The sequence below is a fragment of the Flavobacterium sp. KBS0721 genome (genome assembly GCF_002007065.3).
In the GTDB taxonomy this organism is placed as follows: domain Bacteria; phylum Bacteroidota; class Bacteroidia; order Flavobacteriales; family Flavobacteriaceae; genus Flavobacterium; species Flavobacterium piscis.
Genome location: NZ_CP042170.1, coordinates 4,640,472 through 4,662,087 on the forward strand (window position 1 = coordinate 4,640,472; position 21,616 = coordinate 4,662,087).

Annotated in this window: 12 protein-coding genes; 6 read left to right on the forward strand and 6 right to left on the reverse strand. The window is 36.4% G+C overall.

What is annotated here, in order from left to right:
• Nucleotides 1-286 precede the first annotated feature (286 nt).
• The 5 genes from B0M43_RS19650 to B0M43_RS19670 form a co-directional block, all read right to left on the reverse strand.
• Nucleotides 287-2,959 (reverse strand): beta-1,3-glucanase family protein, encoded by a 2,673-nt coding sequence (locus tag B0M43_RS19650; protein WP_078007856.1) that lies wholly within the window; start codon nt 2,957-2,959, stop codon nt 287-289.
• 318 nt (nt 2,960-3,277) lie between these two features.
• Entirely contained in the window at nt 3,278-7,171 is a 3,894-nt protein-coding gene (locus tag B0M43_RS19655; RefSeq protein ID WP_246860154.1) for a family 16 glycosylhydrolase, read from the reverse strand.
• A 1,256-nt stretch (nt 7,172-8,427) separates the two neighbouring features.
• Nucleotides 8,428-11,355, reverse strand: coding sequence for a triple tyrosine motif-containing protein (locus tag B0M43_RS19660; RefSeq protein ID WP_078007858.1), 2,928 nt, complete (start codon nt 11,353-11,355; stop codon nt 8,428-8,430).
• A gap of 343 nt (nt 11,356-11,698) precedes the next feature.
• Nucleotides 11,699-12,331, reverse strand: coding sequence for an HAD family phosphatase (locus B0M43_RS19665; RefSeq protein WP_078007859.1), 633 nt, complete (start codon nt 12,329-12,331; stop codon nt 11,699-11,701).
• 79 nt (nt 12,332-12,410) lie between these two features.
• Entirely contained in the window at nt 12,411-12,887 is a 477-nt protein-coding gene (locus B0M43_RS19670; RefSeq protein WP_065448944.1) for an NUDIX domain-containing protein, read from the reverse strand.
• A gap of 317 nt (nt 12,888-13,204) precedes the next feature.
• Between B0M43_RS19670 and B0M43_RS19675 the strand changes: the two genes are divergently transcribed.
• Nucleotides 13,205-14,374, forward strand: a complete 1,170-nt coding sequence (locus tag B0M43_RS19675) for a DUF4861 family protein (protein ID WP_078007860.1) — start codon at nt 13,205-13,207, stop codon at nt 14,372-14,374.
• A gap of 325 nt (nt 14,375-14,699) precedes the next feature.
• On the opposite strand, the gene B0M43_RS19680 is transcribed toward B0M43_RS19675, so the two are convergent.
• Entirely contained in the window at nt 14,700-15,734 is a 1,035-nt protein-coding gene (locus tag B0M43_RS19680) for a substrate-binding domain-containing protein (protein ID WP_371296053.1), read from the reverse strand.
• Between the two features lie 360 nt (nt 15,735-16,094).
• Here B0M43_RS19680 and B0M43_RS19685 point away from each other — a divergent pair, with 360 nt between their 5' ends.
• The 5 genes from B0M43_RS19685 (at nt 16,095) to B0M43_RS19705 (ending at nt 21,564) form a co-directional block, all read left to right on the forward strand.
• Nucleotides 16,095-16,544: a YhcH/YjgK/YiaL family protein gene (locus tag B0M43_RS19685; protein ID WP_078007862.1), complete on the forward strand. Its 450-nt coding sequence runs from the start codon at nt 16,095-16,097 to the stop codon at nt 16,542-16,544.
• A 5-nt stretch (nt 16,545-16,549) separates the two neighbouring features.
• A complete protein-coding gene (locus B0M43_RS19690) occupies nt 16,550-17,212 on the forward strand; it encodes a bifunctional 4-hydroxy-2-oxoglutarate aldolase/2-dehydro-3-deoxy-phosphogluconate aldolase (protein WP_078007863.1) in 663 nt (220 codons plus the stop codon).
• A 182-nt stretch (nt 17,213-17,394) separates the two neighbouring features.
• Complete coding sequence (locus B0M43_RS19695) at nt 17,395-18,207, forward strand: SDR family oxidoreductase (RefSeq protein ID WP_078008026.1); 813 nt, start codon at nt 17,395-17,397, stop codon at nt 18,205-18,207.
• 295 nt (nt 18,208-18,502) lie between these two features.
• Complete coding sequence (gene uxuA / locus B0M43_RS19700; RefSeq protein ID WP_078007864.1) at nt 18,503-19,687, forward strand: mannonate dehydratase; 1,185 nt, start codon at nt 18,503-18,505, stop codon at nt 19,685-19,687.
• Between the two features lie 242 nt (nt 19,688-19,929).
• Nucleotides 19,930-21,564: a hypothetical protein gene (locus B0M43_RS19705; protein WP_078007865.1), complete on the forward strand. Its 1,635-nt coding sequence runs from the start codon at nt 19,930-19,932 to the stop codon at nt 21,562-21,564.
• Nucleotides 21,565-21,616: the final 52 nt, after the last annotated feature.

Below are 21,616 nucleotides of genomic sequence, written 5' to 3' on the forward strand. Positions count from 1 at the left end.
TAAATTCTCGGGGGAGAAAATAATTTTAATTTTTAGACTTTAGACCTAAAAATCTAAAGTCTTAGATATAAAATCTCTTTTAAAACTATTCTTTAATGCCTTGGGTGTAATCCATAAAAATCTTAATTAAACACATAGAAACATAGATTTTATTTGTTTGAAAAAAGAACATTAAAAAGAAACTCGTTTCTATCACATAGCTATGTTTTTTAATGCAAAGTGAAACGCCTTTTTTGATCTTTATAATTCTATGTTTCTATGTGTTAAAATAATTACACCCAACAGCTTATTTCTTTATAAAACGTTTCACCGTTTTTTGGCCGTCTTTTTCAAATACTATCAAATAAATGCCTCGTCGTAAATACGAAACATCTAAACTGTTATTATTGACTTTTCGTCCGGAAAAAACAGTTCCAGTCTGAGAATCTACAATGCTTACATTTCCTCCGCTGACATCCGTAGTAATATAAAGTGTATTTTCGACCGGACTTGGATAGATGTTCAATGCTGTTTCGACAACTTCTTCTTCAACGATTGGAACTTGAGCTGATTTAGCTGTTAAACCCGCACCCACTTTTGTAATTTTCATCCAGTTGATATTCATTCCGGTATTCTGAATATAGATTCCAAAATTGTACGTTCCTGCATTTACATTTACCGTCTGAGATACGGTTTGCCAGTTTTGCCATCCTCCTGTGTTTGGAATATCAACATTGCCTAAAACAATAGTTCCTCCGTTTAAATCAGATGATAATTTACCTCCCGTTACACCGCTTGCAACACGATATTCTATTAAATAAGAACCAGTCGTTGGAAAATTAATACTGTTATAAGCCAACCAGTCACCCGTTTCGGTATAACCAACATTTGAACCTCCTCCTGTATCTGTAGTCGCTTCAACCTGAATACCGCTCATGGCAGAATAATCTTCGGCCTGAATTAAAACAGAAGTTTGAGAAGTCGTTGCCGGAACCAGTTTCCATTGCCCGCACGTTTGATTGTTATTGTCCCATTGTTGAACGACCGCGCCAGAAGCTGTACTTGCTCCTGCAACCTCAACGATTCGACCACTATGTCTGGCTACAATTTTGTAAAATCCATCACCAGTTGCAACTAATACAAATTGCTGATTGGTAGTTGCATTGTATGGATATTGCTCTACTTTCGCACCATTTGCTTTACTAAAATTGTTTACGTCTAAAGACTGACCGCTATGATTGGCGATGATTTTATACAATCCGTCTCCCAAATGCGTGAAGGTAAATTTCTGATTGTTGCCTGAATTCAAAGCGCCCTGATTGATCGCTGCACCATTCGATAAATTCGCATTCCATACATCCATGTACAAATTGCTGTTTCTGTTTTGAAGATAAAAGGTCTGATTATTCAAAATAGTTACTCCATTTGCCAGAATTCTAATCGAAGTCACTTTATCATTCCATGTGGCATTCAAACAAGCATTATCAGAATTAATTACTGTTGAAGCTCCTGTAAAATTATCATCCTGATACAAAATCGCCTGAAAACCCTGAGCCACTTTAAGCGAAGAAATATCATCGTTTAAAACTCCTAGAGTATTCAAACGCGCCAGATTATAATCTCCAATAGTCAATCCGCCGGAAAATCCCGTGTAGTTACAATCTTTATATACCGTGATAACATCTGTAGTAGCCGGAACCGATGGCGTAGATCCCGCATATCCTCCAAACGTAGCAATTACTTTTGTTGGCTGAGGCGAATGAAGCGATGGCGACTGATCGGCTACATCATCATAAGCAAATCCGTACGCCAGATTATCTACACTTATTCCCGTTAAATGCCAGAATTTAGAATAATGATTGGTTGGATTCACCTGATAAAATTTCGATGCATCGTACCAGTTTTGCTGCCCCGGATTAGGAGTTGTAACATTTACCACATGACGATTAATCGCCGCCGTTAATTGCGCCTGAACCACAAGATCCAAATCTCCGTCGACCAATCTTCTGTCCAGAACACCTTTTCCTTCTAGGGCTTCCTGAGTTGATGGTCTGTTTTGAACTCTTCCTGTTCTGCCAACAAAACCTCCGGATTGTCCAACAACTTCTAATTGTTCTCCAATCACTCTTCCTTTGAAAACTCCGGCATCTCCGGCATAAAAAATTAAATCTTCATTTTTATATTTGTTCCAAATGGCATCAATATAAGATTTTAGATAATTGGCCTGAGCTCCCACAGAAGTTCCTCCGGTTCCATCCGCGAAAGCGGGAGTTTTTGATGGTGCCGTAATTTCGCCCGTTGTATTATTGACACAACCCTGAAATTCTGATGGCACATTGGCTTTGAAAGCCGCCACAATATCGGCGTGTTTTTTTAATTCACCTACTCTTTTCTGATATCCATTGGCACCAAATAACTCTAATCCCATTGGATATTTATACGAATCAACTCTCGATGGATTTCCAAAGAAACCATATTGATTATTCGTCAATTCGATGATCTCATACAAAATGCCCTGATTTGGGTCTGTAGCATTCAACGGATTTGGTGATGTATATCCTGAAGGAGCGCCGCTTGCACCAAAAAAGTAGAAATACAATTGCTGCCCTTTGGCAATAAAAACCCTGCAGCCTGCAATTTGAGGCAGCGTAAAAGTTTTGTTTGGGATTTCACTTAATTTGGTAAAACAATTGGCATATTTCGAGTTTTGTCCAGGTCCGGTATTTCCGCCAATTGTAGGTCCAGTAACGGTATTGTAAGAAGCACTCATAGGCAATACCTGACTCGTTTTGGCATTGACCCAAACGTGGTTTCCGGTATTGTAATCAATACCCACTATGGCGACATACAATTCGTTGTCATTAAATGTTGACGTATTACTTATCGTAAACGGAATTGGGCCCTGCCCGTACATAAAATTGCATAGCAATGCCAGAAGCAATGCGGTAAAAAACCTTTTTTGTAATTTAAAATTTCTCATTGTTTAAAATTGTTTGGGTTAATAAACTTGTTTTTAATTCATTAGTAAGAATGAGAAAATATTAAGCTATAACTCGTCGCATTTAATTCGGAAAATTTATTTAAACACATAGAAACATAGATTCTATGGATGAAAAAGTATACAAAAAAGAAATCCATTTCTTTCGCATAGATATCTATGTGCCTTTATATAAAGTGAAATGCCTTTTTCGCAAACAAAATCTATGTTTCTATGTGTTAAAAAGAATCATAACTACGAGTTTATTTATAAAAGTTGGATGTAACTATTAAGGATCATTACACCCAACTGGGTTTTAAATTATTGCTTGATCAGTTTTTTAGACCAGCTTTTTTGATCGGATTTAAAGTTCAAAATGTAAATTCCTCTTCTAAGTCTACTTACATCAATGACATCTTCTTTAGCATCAGCATTCAGTTTTTTCTCTACCAGCAATGTTCCTGAATCATCATAAATCGTTACGACTTTGTTGTCTAATTTTTCAGGTATTGCCAATTGAATATAATTGCTTGCCGGGTTTGGATATACTGCAAATGCAGTACTTGCTGCATCAGTTTCTTCAGTTGCAACCGCAGCTTTTTTAGCTGTAGAAGCAGATCCATAAGCTTCGATTTCGAATAGAGAATATCCGTATGGAGCCAAAGCTTTCGCCGTACATAAAACTCTAATGTATCTTCCGGTTCCGCTTACAGTCAAATCATCTGTTCCTCCGTCGCTTGCCGTTTGTGTGTTTACAGTTTCATTTTCGGTAAAAACATTATCCGTCGAAATTTGCACTTTGTATTGGGTCGCAAAAGCTGCTTCCCATTTTAAGACCACACGATTGATGTTGTAATTACTTCCCAAATCAACATAAATCCATTCGCTTGCATTGACAAAACTACTCGCCCATCTTGTTCCTGCATCTCCGTCTGTAGCTTTCGCCGAAGAATAAGTTGCATTTTCTTCTGAAGAAGCTAAAGTTGTTTTGGCTAAAGCCAAATTGACATTGTTCGTTGGCGGCGTGATATTTCGAACAATAACATCGCTAAAAACTCCTGTTGCCAAAGTTCCGTTTGCATGAGAAGTTACTGCCATTCCCACATAAATAGTATTGGCCATAGCAATTGTTCTTGGCGTACCTAATGGTGTCCAGGTAGAACCATTATCTGAAGTATAAGACGTAAATACATTTCCTGCTCTTACAATTCGAAGCCATTTTGGAGTCGTTCCTGTAGCTGTCTGAGCCGTTGTGATTGCAGAAACAACATCTCTGGATAAAAATTCTACTCCAGCTGCAGCCGTAATATCGGTCATAGCATGTTTAGACGTTGGTGTAAGTGTCTCACGAAACATTACTCCGGCTTTTGCATAAGTGTTGGTATTGGTTAACGAATTTACTTTGGCAATAATTTCAGCATCGCCCGTAATTGGCTGGTTTACAAATTGAAATTGATCGCTTGATTCCCAAATATCAGTTCCTGATCCTTTTATCGTGAAAGTTCCGCTGGCGTTAGTGGCTTCTCCCGCTGGAGTTACAGCACCTAAATCGGTGCTTACCCACGGCGCTGGTAAAGTTGCCGGAGGATTTTCTGTTCCCACTAAATTTACTGCTCTGATATTGTCAAAATAATACGTATTTCCTGAATTTGTTCCCGGTTCAAACAAAAACACAAAACGGTTTACTTCAGTATCTAATGTCGATGCATCCGGAGCGCTCGCATAAGTAAACGTAATCGTATGCCACGTATTGGTTTGTTTTACAACACCCTGATAAATACTATGTCTTCCCACAGGATAATTAGAAGGAACCGAAGCACTGCTTTCTGCCTGCCATGAAATCACAGATCCAACCGGCGCAGAGGTATACACATCCATAGCGAATTTCTTGGTTCCGCTTTTGAAATCTCCAATATTATTTAAAGTGGTATTGAAAGAAAAGTTATCATACAATTCAGTCGATTTTCTAACATATTTTCCAACATTTGAAGATGTATTTATTCCGCTTGCACTTGGATTTGGTGTGTTTGCCGTATAGGTTCCAATGGCATCCCTAAACGTGATATTATGAACGGTTTGGTAATCTTCGTAAACGACTCCGGGCGTAAAAGTATCCGGTAATTTAGTAGAACCAATTCTGATATTATCAAAATAATAAGTATCGTTTGTAAAAGAACCTGAATTGGCTAATATCACCATTTGATTGACCGCCAGATTGGATGTTCCCGGATCCGGACTTGAATTGTAATAGAAAGTCAGCGTTTCCCATTGATTCTGTTTGGTGGTGATGGCAACATAATTACTGTTTCTTCCTGTAGGGAAATTTGCCGGAAGCGATGTTGCACTATTCTCTAAATTCAGACTAACCACTGTACCAATTGGCGCGGTAGTATAAACATCAATCATGATTTTATTGGTCTGACTTTTTAATAAACCTGCATCTTCGATAGTACCTTGCGTATTAAAGAAAAGAACATCATATTGTTCGGTAATATTTCGAACATACTTCGCCACATTCGCAGACGAGTTAACCGCATTGGCTCCCGGATTTGCCACAACAGAATAGACGCCGGTTGTAGTTCCTTTAATTATCTTATTGATACCATCATAATTCTGAAGAACATCTGTAGCAATAATTGGTTTTTCCGGTGCTGCTCTAGTAAGTAAATTATCAAAATAATATGTAGTTCCGGTATTCGAATTCGATTCAAAAAGAAATACTACATTATTGATCGATAAAGCGCTTGTATTGGCGTCAATTACTTTTTCGAATTCAAATTCAATAGTTTCCCATTTGTTCTGAACTGTAGTTGTGGCCTTGTAACCGCTATGTCTCCCTGAAGGGAAATTCGTTGCCGTGGTTACTAAACTATTTTCGAGTTGCATCGAGATTTTAGTTCCAACAGGTGCCGAGGTATAGATATCAAAAGAAAGTTTTTTTCTGCCATACACATAATCATTCGCATTACTAATCGTTACATTTTTGATATTCATAACATCATACAATTCAGAGGCGTTACGAACATATTTCCCCACCAAAGCCGAAGTATTGATTCCCGTAGCAGATGGATTTGCCACCGCTTCTGTCAAAACTCCTGTTTTAAGTCCGTAGACGATATTTCTATTCGACTGAAAATCTTCGTAGATTCTTTCTACCGGTAAAGGTACTTCCGTTACAACGGCCAATTTATAAGTATTACTGGCACATCCTGAAACTGTAGTCGCTACAGAAACATCTCCGCCTGTAGTTCCCCAATTTACAGTGATTGTATTGGTACCTTGCCCCGAAGTAATGGATGCTCCAGCCGGAACGGTCCAATTATAAGTCGCTCCGGGAATCGCATTGATCGAATACGTTTTACCCGTTTCGTTATGGTATACTTTTGCATCGCCCAAAACGCCATACGTAAAACTACCGTTGTAAACGCGAACGTAATCTACTTGCAATTTTGCCGGAAAGTCAGCCGGAATTGGTTCTACACCTGCTCCGTTTACACTTGTATAAGGCGTTCCGCCGCTACCAACGGCCAGATTTAAAATAATATAAAACTGTTGATCATTAAAAGGCCATCCCCCATTTACGGTCGTTTGTGGCGTAGCAGTATGAAATAAAGTACCATCTATAAACCATTTAATCATGTTTGGTCCCCATTCTACCGCATAAACGTGAAATTCGTTAGATAAATCCGTGGGTGAAGAATAACTTCTTCCGGTATAATGGTAGCCACCTGCGTCATAATGAAGCGTTCCGTCTACAGATTTTGGGCTTCTGTGTTTGGCTTCCATGATATCAATTTCGCCAGTAAAGGGCCAGTTTGACGTTCCGGCAGGTAACATCCAGAAAGCGGGCCATGCGCCCATTCCGTTAGATAATTTCATACGGGCTTCGATTCTTCCGTATTTGATGGCATATTTACCTTCTGTGGTAAGTTTGGCTGACGAATACGGCTGTGACGGAAAGGCAGCATTGGGTTCGTATTTTGCCTGAATGTTCAAATAACTGTTTGTTCCTTCCTTGACAATGGTGGCCTGATTAGGATCGTAACGCTGGGCTTCGGCATTTCCGAAACCACAAAGTGACGGACAGCCGTTTCCGGAAATACTTTGCCATTTGGTCGCGTCTACGGTCGTTCCGTTAAATTCATCCGACCAAATTAAGGTGTTGCATTGTGAATGAACTTTTAGTAATGGAGATAATGCAAGAACGAGTAACATTAAACACCTTTTTACATTGTAATTGCTTTTCGGTGGTCGGCCGAAAAAAGAGTCTTTTTGCTTCATTTGTTTTTAGGTTATTTGTTAGTAAAGATTACTAGCACAATAAATACCTGGTTTGTAAAAACAGATTGTTATTGTAATAATAATGAGACAATATTAACAAATAAATCAGGCAAGACTTACATTTTACAATACGGTTTGACTACGGTGTTTGTAAAAAAATGTAATAATTAGCCCGCAAAAAGCGTAAATCTACTTAGGATTTTACTGATAGTAAAAAATTCGTTATGTGTTGGTTATAAACCGATAGAAGATGGATTTTTATTGTAGGAACATAAAAGAAAATGCAGTTTGCGTTTAGTTTGTCATTTCGACGGAGTAGAAATCTTCGCAAGAAACTCCGTAACAAATGTAGCCCATCTTTGTAGAATTACTTGCGGAGATCCCTCGTTCCTCGGGATGACAAGATTGCGGTTATAATTGCGATTAATCTGGAACTTTTAGAATTAATATGTTATAAAATAAAACATCTGCACAAATCTGCATCAATCTTTTTAAAATCTGTTTGAAAAAATCAGCCACAGATTAAATAATTATTGTTTCACGCAGATTTGGCAGATCGAGCAGATTAAATTTTGATAATCATTTGCGCACATGCTTAAATCTTTTTAAAATATGTGTGAAAAATTTTAGCGACAGATTAAGGGAAAAAAAAGATTAAAAAAATCTGCTCGATCTGCCAAATCTGCGAGAAAAAATGAATTTAGATATCGCTCCGCTGGAGCTTTAATCCGAAGAACGTATATATGAGCTATAAATATTACGCTCCTCCGGAGCTTCTTTAATGCTTTACTCTGCAAATTGAGCAGATTAAATTTTGATAATCATTTGCGCACATCTGCTTAAATATTTTTAAAATCTGCGTGAAAATTTTAGCCACAGATTAAGGGATTAAAAAGATTAAAAAATCTGCTCGATCTGCCAAATCTGCGAGAAAAAATGAATTTAGATATCGCTCCGCTGGAGCTTTAATCCGAAGAACGTATATATGAGCTATAAATATTACGCTCCTCCGGAGCTTCTTTAATGCTTTACTCTGCAAATTGAGCAGATTAAATTTTGATAATCATTTGCGCGCATCTGCTTAAATCTTTTTAAAATCTGCGTGAAAAATTTTAGCCACAGATTAAGGGATAAAAAAGATTAAAAAAATCTGCTCGATCTGCCAAATCTGCGATAAAAAATAAACACATTTAAAAATTCAAAATAAACTCCGTAATATTTGCTTCTGATGAAAGCTGTAATTTTTTACGAATACGATATCTCGTATCTTCAACTCCTCGAACAGAAATTCCCAAAAGCGGTGCAATTTCTTTGGTATTAAAATTCATTCGTAAATACGCACACAAACGCATATCACGCGGAGTTAGTTCCGGGAAACTACTTTTCAATCGTTGCATGAAATTATCATGCAGCTGATTAAAAATTTCTTCAAACTCGTTCCAGTGCTGATCTCCTTGTAATTCGTGATCAATGATTCGGTTGATTTTCTTTAGTAAACCAAAATTGGTATTAAAATCGTTGTTCTTATCAATCTGACCAATAAGCTCTTTTATCGAAAGTAAAATTTCATTTAAATGAATCAAATTCACCGTATTCGAAGCTACTTTGGCATTTTTGAGATTAATCGTTGTTTCAAGATTCTCCTTCATAATGGCCATGTTTTCCTGTTCTAACGCCAGTTTTTGCTCGTTTAATTCGGCGCGATTTCGGAGCAATTCCTTTTCCTGATTCAGGATTAGCTGGTCACGTTCGCGTTCAGCCAGGTTTTTTTGGTATTTGATAATCGTATAAATCAAAACACCAAACAATATCAAATACAAAATATAAGCCCAGTTTGTTCTGTACCATGGTGGCAGAATTTCAAATTTAAAAACAGCTTCTTCACTGACAACATCATAAATATTTTTTGCCCTTACGTGAAAAATATATTCGTTCTCCGGCAAATTGGTATATTCTTTTTCGGTCTGAAGATTCCAGTCTGACCATTTAGGTTCAAAACCTTCCAGCCAATATTCGTACTTAGTTGCATCAGCTTCATCATAACAAAGTGAAGCAAACGAAAAGTGCAAAGCGTTATTCGAATACGATAAAACAGGCGAAAATGTATTTGCCGATTCTGTATTCGTTGGAAGTACATCGTATCTGCTGGAAAACAACAAACTGTCTTTTGGAAAAATACATTTAACCTCAGAAATTATTGCTTTGTACTTCGATTGATATTTCTTGTTTTTGGTGGTGTTGTAATGAATTAAACCCTCTTGTGTTCCAAAAAACACATCTCCGTTTGCAGTGGTCTGAATATTCTCGAAACCCGGAATGTATAAATATCTCAGTTTTCGAAAAGGCAATTCTTCGATAGTGAAACCTCCATCTGCTTTCTGACTCATTTTTCCCGTATTCTCTCCAGAAATATACCAGATATTGTTTTGAGAATCTTCTTTAAGCAAACGAATATGACTATTCATTCCCAGATATTTCTTGAAGTTATTGTCAGGAATCATTTTCTTTGAATGAGTATCTTGTTTGTAAACGCCTTTTGTGGTTCCAAAAAGAATCTGGTTCTTAATTTTGAAATTATTTAAAAACAAACTAGACGGAAAACCATTTTTACCATTATAAAATTCAATGTTCGAAACAGCATCAAATGTTTTATTCAATCTCATTTTGAAGATTCCTTTGTAACCATGCGCAATCCAGATATTCTCATTTTGATCGGTTACAATTACTCTGCTACTTTCTTCAAAACCTTTTATTTTATGCTGATACACCCAGGAATTATTGATCTGTTTTAATAAATACAAACCGTTATAACCGCCAACAAGCAATAAATCAGGATGATTCGGAATAAGAACACCTTGCCAGGCGCCATCTGTTCTGGCTAACAATTGTGCCGAATTGCCTTTGATTTCAAAAACTCCATTCTTCTCAAAAGCCAAAATTGAGTTTCCAAAAATGCCAATATTCCAAACGTTTTCAGACATTCCTGGTATATGCTGAAAATGAACATTCTCATGCTGGCCATTTTTGTAAGCATTCCAATCCAGCCAAAAAACGCCATTATCAGTAGCGATATAGAGTTTGTTTTGATAAATCTGACTGCAATATATTTTGGTTTCTGAATTGGACGTGTCCAGTATTTTTGATAACGGCGACGTGATCTGAATCATCGAAATACCATCTTTCAAGGTAACCCATAAATTACCCTCCCTATCCATTTTAAGGTTGGTCACATAATCGTTTTGCAAACCTGTTTGTTTATTGATGTGCTGAATTAAATCTCCTTTACTATCAATAACTATCAATCCGTTTTGACGAGTTCCAATTCCGAAATAGCCATCAGAAAGTAAAATCCCTATTGAGATCTGATTCTGTTTCAATACATTATCCGCTTCGGTCATAAAAGATTTCAACTGATTGTTTTTGTAAATTAATAAACCTTTCTTTTGTGTCAGGATGATCAAACCTTCATTGGTTTCAAAGATTTTCCTGATCTTCATCCCTATAAATTCTTTACTGTTCGGAATTTCAATCAAAACATCATTTTCTAATTTCAGCAAACCTTTTACATTGTCTGAAACATAGATTACTTTGCCAACTTCAAAAAATTCATCAAACTTGGCCTCAGATCGTATTACTTTGATTTTATTATTCTTATAAATAAAAAGTTCTTCATTCGAGAAAAAAATTACTTCTTTATGGCGAATAACCGTATGCAATACATCACCAAAATTTCTGGCAGACTCCGGAAGTAATTTCACTAAAGAAGTATATTTATATTGCCCGTTTGGTAATTGAACCGTATAACCAAATTCGCCCTGAGCACCAACATACATTTTATCATTGTTATCGATCGCAAGAGAACGCACCATACTTTTATTTTCCGGCTGTGCCACAATACTCCATCTCACGCCATCAAATTGCATAATACCAAAATGATTCGCAAAAAACATCATGCCTTTCGAATCCTGCAAAACATCCCAGTTTTCTGAAGCGGCTTTATAAGTTTTAGGATTATAGTTGGTGATAAAAGGAACTCCAATTTTCTTAATTTGGGCATTAACAATTGGATACAAAAGGGATATCCATAGAACTAAAATTCTAAGTAAAAATTTTGTCATTTTGTTTCGGTCTGTAGGTTAGTTCGTAGCTTTTTAAGAGCTACAGTCTCAAAAATACCCCTTTGGGAAAAGGCATTTTTAAGCAAAAAAGACATTCTTATTACTACTTTTAAAATTATAATTTGATAATTAAAAGCATCAGAAAAAATGAATCTCTATAATCAAATATATAAAAATTTATTTTAATGTAACAAATTACATTTTAATTAAAGAATTTGGTAATGAGAAAATTAGATTATTATATAATGCTTAAAAATGCGAAAAGCTTTGTCAAAGTTTAAAACTTTGACAAAGCTAATACCTTAAAAGTAGCAGAAACCTGAAACTTGAAACCTGAAACTTTTTAATACAAAAAAGCTAACTCCTCATAAGAATGAAAAAGCTCCGCGCCTTCTTTTTCTAAGTCTTCATTGTTATAACCATTGGCAAAACCATACACTTTGAATCCACCGCTAATTCCGGCAATTACTCCGGCTTTGCTGTCTTCGATTACGATACAATCTTTAACTTCAAATCCCATTTCTTTTGCAGCGTGCAGAAAAATTTCGGGATCTGGTTTCCAACTATTAATCTGGTATGAACTGAATATTTTATTTTCGAATTTATCCAGTAAACCTGCCACTTCAAGATTCAGTCTGATTTTTTCGACCGGACCGCTTGAAGCTACACAATAAGGGATTTTTAATTTATTAAGAAATTCGACGATGCCTTCCATTGGTTTTACCTGCGTTTTGAAAGCTTCAAAACTTTTCTCACGATAATCTGCTTCAAAAGTATCGGGAAGTTTTTTCCCAATAGCATTCTCGATATACAGGAAACATTCTTTTAATTTACGACCGTTAAAATCGCGATATGCATCTTCCAGTTTCATCTTAAAACCATATTCTGCTGCCATTTCAAGCATGATTCCGTTACCAATTTTTTCAGTATCTACAAGAACTCCGTCACAATCGAAAATAATACATTTAACTTCCATATTCTTTATTTACATTTTTAATTATTCGGCTTGACCGAAAATGTAAATTACAAAATTATTCTGTAAAGTAAGGCTATTTTTAGAGCGAAGAAGATATTTTAGAGATGATCTGAACAATAAAATCAGCCTGTGCGGGATTTATTTTTTTCAAAGCGTGTTCGGTTTGAAACCATTCGGCTCTGTCAACTTCCGGAAAAGATTGTTGTTTTCCTGATTTTGGAGGCCATTCCATTTCAAATTCATTGCTTTTTATGAGAGTTGCATCAATATCAAATTCTAATGCCCAGGCAAAAATCGTTTTACCTGATTTTAATTTTACTGAGTCAAGTTCAATAAAATCGCTTTCTGATTCACTTTCTAATTTAAAACCGGTTTCTTCGTAAAATTCACGTTTGGCAGCATCAAGCGGGTTTTCATCATTGGTGAATTCGCCCTTTGGAATCGACCAGCTCTCCAGGTCTTTATTTTTCCAGAATGGACCACCGGGATGAACCAGGAAAAAGAATACGGTTTTGTCTACAAATTTAAAAAGTAATAGGCCGGCACTTTGTTTCATGGTGTTTTATTAATTTAGGATATCTAAATATACTAATTAACCCATTGGGTATAATAATTTTTAACACATAGACTCATAGAATTACTGAACTCAAAAAAGGCCTTTCACTTGCATCAACCCACATAGCATGTGAGAAACGTGTTTCTTTTTGATTTGCTTTTCAAAATCATAAAAATCTAGGTCTCTATGTGTTTAAAATAATCCCACAACCCAAATTCTGCACATTTTTACCCCAATTCTGTATTTTTAATCAATTATCTATTTGTAATTTTATCATTCTTAGAATGTCACTTTACAAACATTAAAAAATAACCACTTTGAAAAAGCCTGTTTTATTTCTCGCAATTCTGGCAAGTAGTATTGCCGTTCATGCTCAAAACAAAATTATTACTGTTACCAATTCCCTTCCAATAGATCGTGAATTTGAAACCATTGAACTGACCAAAAAATCCCTTGGATTAGCAACTTCAGTTAAACTGGAAAATTATGCTGTAAAAGAAGCTGGTACAAATACTTTTTTAACTACACAATCTATCGACAATGATGGCGACGGAATAACAGATGTATTGTTATTTCAGCCTAAAATAAAAGCTTCATCACAGCAAGATTTTGAAGTTTTGGTTGCCGAAAATCCATCAAAAGAAACTGTAATTAGCTGTTACTCGAGATTTGTTCCGGAGCGAACAGATGATTATGCGTGGGAAAACAATAAGGTCGCTTTTAGAACTTATGGTCCGGTGGCTCAAAAAATGGTCGAAGACAAAATTGCGGGTGGAACTTTGACCAGCGGAATTGATGCCTGGCTCAAAAGAGTCGATTACCCCATTATCAATAAATGGTACGAAAAGGCCACTAACGGAACCGGAACGTATCATAAAGATACTGGCGAAGGTCTGGATAATTTTCACGTAGGTGACAGTCGTGGCGTTGGCGGAATTTCCGTTAAAGTCGATGATAAATACTATTTCTCTAAGAATTTCACTAGCTGGAAAACTATTACTACCGGACCTATCAGAACAAGTTTTATCCTGACGTATGCCGATTGGGATGCAAAAGGGAACAAAATAACCGAGTCGAAATTAATCAGTCTGGATTACGGAAGTTATCTTTCGCGTTTTGAAATTAACATTACCGGAACAAAATCTATCGCCGCAGGATTAACGCTTCATGACAAAAAAGGTACTACGGGAACCAACATAAAAGAAGGTTGGTTAAGCCATTGGGAACCTATCGACGATTCTGAAATTGGAACCGGAATTGTAGCTCCAAAAAATACTTTAACGAGTTTTGATAATCATATTACCGAAGATAAAGATTTAAGTAATCTATACGGAAACATTGAGATAAAGAGCAATAAAGCAATCTATTATGCTGGTTTTGGTTGGAAAAAAGGAAGTCCGTTTCAAACTCAAAAACAATGGGAAACGTATTTGAGTTCGTTTGCTAAAAAAATAAATACACCGTTGGTGGTTAAGGTGAAGAAATAGTTTTTTATTGCCCACGGATTTGACGGGTTTTAAATGGTTTTCGCGGATTTTTTACTACTCGCAATCCTCTTATCCTGACAAACTTTTCGCTAAAAAACAAACCCTACAGGTTTTAAAACCTGTAGGGTTTGTTCGTTTAGATTTGCACCTCATCTTGTCATCCTGACGGAGGAAGGATCACACTCGAAACTCCGCAAAGAAAATCGCCAATCTTTGTCGAATCACTAGTGTGATCCTTCCTCCGTCAAGGATGAAAAGATTGCGAATAAAAAAATAAAAATCCGTGAAAACCAGTTAAAACCCGCCAAACCCGTGGACCAAAATTCTACGATTTCCTCGCAGGAACATAATTCTCTTTCAAAATAATTTCTAAAGGAATATAATGTGTGTTTGAAACAGTTTCCTGTAACACTAACTTTTTATACAAATGATTTATTCCCATATATCCTTGTTCTTCGGGTCTTTGGTTGATTAAGAAATCGATTATTCCTTTATTAAGGTATTCGATATTATCTTTTAGTAAATCGTAACCAATAATTCTTACGCCTTTTATATTATTCTGTTCTAAAAATCTTGCCACAATATACGCTCTCGAATTAGGTACAAAAACACTATTGATACCGGAAAACATTTCCAGATTCAATTGATCGATTCCGGAATCTTTGATGGTAATTTCAGAAAATTTAAAATTCCTGAGTTCATCATGATCTTTAAAAAACGAATAAAAACCATTGATACGCTGCAAATAAACCGATGTACTTTCGATCTCTCTGGTAATTTTAAAAATCAGAATTTGTCTTTCATTCTTTACCGCAAAACTGATTAATCGTCCGGCCAAATAACCACTCTGAAAAGCATCTTGCCCTACATAAGCATGCTCATCATTATTAGAGATATTCGAATCGATCATGACGACAGGAATATTTTTCTTTTCATATTCACTTAAAAAACGTACCGATTCTTCATAAAAAATAGGTGCAAATAAGAGTCCGTCGCAATCAAATTCCAGTACTTTTTTAACGGCTTCTTTAAACGAAGCTGCATTAAAATCATAAAAGAAATAATCCAGTAAAATACCGAATTTACTAAACTCAATAGCTGCTTTTTCTATTCCTATAATTTGGCTTTTCCAATATTCCAGATTTTCATATTGTGGTAAAAAAACTGCAAAATGAAACTTTTTATTCAAAGCCAGATTACTCGCCAGAATATTACGTTTGTATCCATATTGCTCAATAATAGCATTTACTTTATCGACATTTTCCTGAGCAACCTGCCCACGATTATGGATAATTCTATCAACAGTTCCAGGTGAAACGTTGGCTAATTCGGCAATTTTTTTTATCGTTATGATATTGATGAGTTTTAAGTTAAATGATGCTGTACATCATTCGAAATTATTATTTTTTTATTGAATATAAGTTGTTTTACTTAACTTTTTATATACATTTGTAAAAGCCCGTGTGCGTACACGCAAATATACGCATGTGTTTGAAAAAAACATTATATTAGAGAAAAATATTTGCAGTTGATTATCGCTCTTACAGGATTCAGAAAAATTTTCATGACAAAAGACAGTGTAAATAACTAATATTGATATATAAACATTTAGCATTTATAAACCAGTATTTTAAGCAAAATAATATAAAGTAATTATTTAAGTAAAAATAGCATTAATAATTATTTAAAGTTCAAATAGAAAACATAAAAACCAAATAAAATGATTGTAGATTCATTACAAAACGCTGCAAAATATTTCAGCCTTCATCCTAAATTCAAAGAAGCATTTGATTACGTAAATCAAAATGACATTAGCAAACTCGAAGAAGGTGCATTTGAAATTGCCGAAGGATTAAAAGTAATCGTAATTGTTGGCGAAGGCACAACCAAAGAAGAAAGTATAAAAGGTTTTGAATGCCATGACCAAAACATAGACATTCAGATTTCGATAAAAGGGCCGGAAACTTTTGCCTGGAAACCAAGAGAAAAATGTGTGAGTCCAAACGGGGAATACAGCGACGAAAGAGATGTTCGTTTTTTTCACGACAAACCGGATATGTTTTTTGAATTGCAGGAAAAACAATTTGCGATTTTGTTTCCCACAGATGTTCACGCGGCTATGATTGGCGAAGGAACAATTAAAAAAATCGTCATTAAAGTTAAAATTTAAAACTGATGAGCACCATTCAAAAAACCATCGATGTTATTGCTGAACAAGGTATTCTTCCGTTGTATTTTACAACAGATGAAACTATTAGTGTCGACATTTTAAGAACGCTTTACAAAGCAGGAATCAGAGCCGTAGAATATACAAACAGGGGTCCTGAAGCTTTATCGAATTTCAAAAGAATGGTTGCCATTCGAAATGCCGAATTGCCTGAAATGCTATTAGGAATAGGAACAATTAAAAACCTTGAACAGGCCAAAGATTTTAACGATGCCGCAGCCGACTTTTTTATTAGTCCAGGTTTTGTTCCTGAAGTGGCTGATTTCTTAAAAGATCAAGAAATTTTATACGCTCCGGGCTGTATGACACCAACCGAAATTATAGCAGCCGAAAATGCCGGAATAAAACTCGTTAAGCTTTTTCCGGGAAACATATTAGGAACCGAATTTTTGAGCAGCATAAAAGATGTTTTTCCGTCATTGGTTTTCATGACTACCGGCGGTGTAGAGCCTACTCATGCGAGTATTGAAAGCTGGTTTTCTGTCGGAGCTTCTGCTGTTGGACTTGGAAGCAAACTTATCAGCAAAAAACGCATAGAAGAACAGGATTATGATGTAATCGAAAATGAAACTAAAAAAATGCTGGAGATAGTGGCAACAATAAGAAGATAACTAATACCTGAAAATATTTATCACATAGAGACATAGTCATTTAAACTAAAAAGAATTTCCTAAGAAAAGTAGTTTATTCACATAGTCTATGATTGTTAATGCAAAGTGAAACGACTTCAAACGTTCCAAAAAACTATGTTTCTATGTGTTTAAAAACATTACCTATAAATTTAAAATTTAATATGGATTCAATATTTAATCTAAAAGGAAAAATTGCATTAATAACCGGAGGTGCCGGAGTTTTGGGAAGCAACTTTGCAAATGTTTTGGCCCAACAAGGAGTCATCGTTGGAATCGTTTCTCAATCGATTGAAAAGGCTAATAATGCTGTACAAAACATAGAGAACAACGGCGGAAAAGCTTTTGCTGTTCAGGCCAATGTTTTAAACAAAGAAGAATTAGAAAAAGCCAGAGACTTTATTGTAGAAAAATACGGTCGTCTTGACATTTTAATTAATGCTGCGGGCGGAAATATGCCCGGAGCAACAATTAGTCCGGATCAGGCGATATTTGATATGAAAGTCGATGATTTACAAAAAGTAGTCGATCTTAATATTATTGGTACAATGCTGCCATCGCAAGTGTTTTCGGAACTTTTCGCTCAACAAAAATCAGGAAATATCATTAATATATCATCGGCATCGGCACAAAGACCTTTGACGAGAGTTGTGGGATATTCAGCTTCAAAAGCGGCAATTGACAATTTTACGCAATGGATGGCAGTTGAGTTAGCTCAAAAATATGGCGAAGGAATTCGTGTAAACGCCATTTCGCCTGGATTTTTTATAGGAGAACAAAACAAAGCTTTGTTGCTGACACCGGAAGGAAAACTAACGCCAAGGGGCGAAAAAATTATCGAGCACACGCCAATGGGAAGATTTGGAACTCCTGAAGATATCGACGGAGCGCTTTTATTTTTATGCAGCGATATGTCAAAATTTGTAACAGGAACGATCTTAAAAGTCGATGGCGGATTTGCTGCAACGAGTATTTAAAAATCTGTAGTCGTATTAGTTTGTCATCCTGAGGAACGAAGGATCACACACGAAACTCGACAAAGATTGGCAACTCACTTCATGGAGCTTCTTGCGTTCCTTCGACTTCGCTCAGGATGACATAAAGAGGAAAATAGTTCTTATGAAAATGAGTGCCCTAGCCCCGATAGTAGTGGAAATCCTTTTGTGCCGGGGTTCGGCACAAAAGATTGAAACGGATAGCGGGAACAGCTCCTAAAAATGAATATATAAAAGGCATTAAAACAATCATCATCATCAATAAAATATAAAAAAAATGGAACAAACGTTAAGATGGTTCGGACCAAACGATCCCGTTTCTTTACAAGATATTAAACAGACCGGAGCTACCGGAATTGTGACTGCTTTACACCATATTCCGAATGGGCAAGTTTGGGATATTGAAGAAATTATCAAACGAAAAGTTGAAATTGAACACGAAAACGGAGATCCTAAAAAAGGCGCTTCGGGTTTAACCTGGTCGGTTGTAGAGAGTATTCCGGTGCATGAAGACATTAAAAAACAGACTGGAAATTATCTTCAATACATTGAAAATTATAAGGAAAGCATCAGAAATCTGGCTTTATGCGGAATAAAATGCATTTGCTACAATTTTATGCCGGTTTTAGACTGGTCGAGAACGGATCTGGCTTATGAAACTGCCGACGGATCAAAAGCTTTACGTTTTGATATTAATGCCTTTGCCGCTTTTGAATTGTATATTTTGAAAAGACCGGGAGCCGAAAAAGAATATTCTGAAGCGCAAATCGAAAAAGCTGCAGAATATTTTGAAGCGATGACCGATGCTGATAAAGTAAAATTACAGCAAAATATTCTGGCAGGACTTCCGGGTGCTGAAGAAGCCTATTCTGTAGAAGATTTTCTGATGACTTTAAGTGGATACAATCATATAGACAAAAAGGCTTTGAAGGAGAATTTATTCTTCTTTTTAAAAGAAATTATTCCTGTTGCTGAAAGTAAAGGCGTATTGATGGCGATTCATCCTGACGATCCTCCCTACCCTATTTTAGGCTTGCCAAGAGTGGTAAGTACTGAGGAAGATTTGATCGAATTGATGAATGCTGCTCCCTCAAAATCAAACGGATTTACGATGTGTACAGGTTCGTACGGCGTGAGAGCCGATAATGATTTACCGGGAATTGTAAGACGTCACGGCGATAAAATGAATTTTATTCATTTAAGGAGTACTGAACGTGATGCTGAAGGAAGCTTTTACGAAGCCAATCACCTTGAAGGCGATGTTGATATGTACGAAGTTGTAAAAGCGATTATCGAAGTCGAAAAAAGAAATAACAGCGAATTGCCAATGCGTCCCGATCACGGACACCAAATGCTGGACGATTTGAATAAAAAGACAAATCCGGGATATTCGGCTATTGGGCGTTTAAGAGGTCTGGCTGAATTGCGAGGACTTGAAATGGGAATTAAGAAATCGCTTTAAATGTTGCTACAAAGTTTTTTTCGCCAAGAAGGCGCTAAGGCACGAAGTTTTTGTTTTACCTAGATTATAAGTTTTTTTTACCACGAATTCACGAATGATTGTGCATAATTAATTATAAAAATTCGTGAATTCGTGGCTATTTTTTAATGACGATCACAAGACAAGCGATAAAAACTTTGCGTCTTAGCGCCTTCGTGGCGAACAGCAAATAACCAACCACTAACTAACCAAATACCACAACCATGATCCGCCAAAACCTCCTGATTTGCTGCAGCCTTTTTGTAAATAGTATCGTATTTGGCCAAACGCCCAAAATACTTACGGATTCGAAAGCAAATTACCTGCCTGATTTTAGTTATGCCGGTTATCATTTCGGCGAAAGCCAAATTCCCGAAGTTCAGGGAAAAATTATCAATGCTACAGATTACGGCGTAAAAGCCATTGATGCTCTTGATGATTCTAAAGCTTTACTGAAAGCTGTAAAAGCCGCAAGTGCTGTTGAGGGAAATGTAATTTTGCAATTACCTGCGGGACGCATTATTCTGAGCGAAATTGTATATATCGAAAGAAGCAATTTTGTCCTTCGTGGCTCAGGTTCAGGAGAGACGGGAACCGAAATTTACTGCCCCAGACCGATGATGTATCTCAAAAATCCGGAATCATTGGCGGAACTTCATGAATATTTAACTACGCTTGATAAAAGACAACGCGAACCCGAAAATAATGTCGATTTGCCTTTCTCGCAATACGCCTGGTCGGGTGGATTTATCTGGACTCAAATTCCGGGTGAACGCGTAAAATCATACTTGGATAAATACGAACCTACTCCAAATCCGCTGGCTAAAGTAAGCTCGGGAAATATGGGTGAACATACCATCAATGTTTCTGATGTAAAAGGATTGAAAGTTGGCGATATTGTCGAATTACAGCTCTTTAATAAAGATGGCGAAAATGGCGAAATCATCAAAGATTTATACCAAGGTGCAAATGTAAAACCGGGTTCTCATCACTGGAAATTTCCTAAACTTCCAATTGTAAGACAGCAAGTGGAAATCACCAAAATTTCAAACTCTAAAATTACAATCAAAACTCCTTTGACGATTGCCATTAAACCAAGTTATCAGGCGCAACTGGTAGAATGGAAACACCTGAACGAAGTAGGAATCGAACATCTTCGCTTTACTTTTCCTGATATTCCCAGAGTGGCACATCACGTAGAACCTGGAAACAATGCGATATTTTTGACACGCGTTTTTAATAGCTGGGTCAAAGATGTAAAAATCACCAATGCTGACAGTGGAATTTTAGGCGAAGAAATCTCGAACGTTACCATACAAGATATCGTGACCGATGGCCCTCATATGTCGCATTATACGGTGACTTTGGGCGGAGTTCATAATGTTTTGGTTAAGAATCTGAAAATTTATAATAAAACAGTTCATCCTTTAAGTTTCAACACTTTTGCTACTAAAAACGTATATCAGGATTGCGAGATTTTTGCCGATGCACTTCTAGATCAGCATTCAGGCGCTAATCATCAAAACTTATTCGATCATATTACCGTACATATAACACCGGATAAAAACAACAGTTATTATTTGTTTGGCGGCGGCGGTGCAGATTACTGGAAACCATCACACGGACCATTCAGCACATTCTGGAATCTAAATGTTCAGGTCGAAAATGCTTCGGAAATAACGAAACCTATTTTGCTGTACGGCATGAAAGACGGACCTTTTGCAAGAATTATTGGTGTGAATGGCAATGCAAAATTCGAAGTCAAATATGAACCTGATGCTTATATGGAATTTTTGAATATGTCGATGGATAAGGTTCCTTCTCTTTATGAATATCAATTGCAAAGACGCAAAAAATAATAAATGCCACAAAGTCGCAAGGGCACAAAGTTTTTTTTAAGTAAATATTAAA

Excerpts from the sequence above, each read along its gene's own strand:
- B0M43_RS19670 (WP_065448944.1), bottom strand. The coding sequence starts at position 12,887 with ATGAAACAAAGTGCCGGCCTATTACTTTTTAAATTTGTAGACAAAACC.
- B0M43_RS19650 (WP_078007856.1), bottom strand. The coding sequence starts at position 2,959 with ATGAGAAATTTTAAATTACAAAAAAGGTTTTTTACCGCATTGCTTCTG.
- uxuA (WP_078007864.1), top strand. The coding sequence starts at position 18,503 with ATGGAACAAACGTTAAGATGGTTCGGACCAAACGATCCCGTTTCTTTA.
- B0M43_RS19705 (WP_078007865.1), top strand. The coding sequence starts at position 19,930 with ATGATCCGCCAAAACCTCCTGATTTGCTGCAGCCTTTTTGTAAATAGT.
- B0M43_RS19695 (WP_078008026.1), top strand. The coding sequence starts at position 17,395 with ATGGATTCAATATTTAATCTAAAAGGAAAAATTGCATTAATAACCGGA.
- B0M43_RS19665 (WP_078007859.1), bottom strand. The coding sequence starts at position 12,331 with ATGGAAGTTAAATGTATTATTTTCGATTGTGACGGAGTTCTTGTAGAT.
- B0M43_RS19655 (WP_246860154.1), bottom strand. The coding sequence starts at position 7,171 with ATGTTACTCGTTCTTGCATTATCTCCATTACTAAAAGTTCATTCACAA.
- B0M43_RS19660 (WP_078007858.1), bottom strand. The coding sequence starts at position 11,355 with ATGACAAAATTTTTACTTAGAATTTTAGTTCTATGGATATCCCTTTTG.
- B0M43_RS19690 (WP_078007863.1), top strand. The coding sequence starts at position 16,550 with ATGAGCACCATTCAAAAAACCATCGATGTTATTGCTGAACAAGGTATT.
- B0M43_RS19685 (WP_078007862.1), top strand. The coding sequence starts at position 16,095 with ATGATTGTAGATTCATTACAAAACGCTGCAAAATATTTCAGCCTTCAT.